The organism is Prolinoborus fasciculus (genome assembly GCF_056724605.1).
Genome location: NZ_JBWZQN010000191.1, coordinates 1 through 434, shown reverse-complemented (window position 1 = coordinate 434; position 434 = coordinate 1). Strand labels below are relative to the sequence as shown.

General features: G+C 39.2%; 1 protein-coding gene. It reads right to left on the bottom strand.

Features of this window, described 5'->3' with window-relative positions; translation table 11 throughout:
- Window positions 1-24 precede the first annotated feature (24 nt).
- A partial coding sequence (gene tnpA / locus AC1P5O_RS16900; RefSeq protein ID WP_499006445.1) for an IS66-like element accessory protein TnpA occupies window positions 25-434 on the bottom strand: 410 nt, incomplete at its 5' end.

The window sequence follows — 434 nt, the reverse complement described above, 5'->3', positions numbered from 1 at the left end:
ACAACCAGATTTCATCAATGCGGATCATGTTGCAAGTGCCTTGAGTAATTCTGCTAAAGCAGATATTTCTGATACTTGCCATTTCAAGCCAATTTCTGCTTTTGAGTGGGGTAAAGTAATTTGAACCTTTAACATGTCAGTAGGAGTAGGATCTAATGGTGCAGAGCAAGATAAGGCAATAAATGCAGGTTTATTCGGTAGTGGTGAGCGATCATTCCCTGGCTTAGCATCAATTAAGCGAATCCATTTGGATACAAGATTTGTATTCAATCCATGTTGCAAAGCGACTGAAGCAATTGAAACGTCTGGTGCTTTACAAGCCTGAACGATCTGCTGTTTAAATTCAGCACTGTATGTTCTTCGTTTTTTCGCAAGAGATGCGATGGATGTCTGGTGATTTGTAGTCATAAATTTTAGTCCCCACTTGTTTTTAA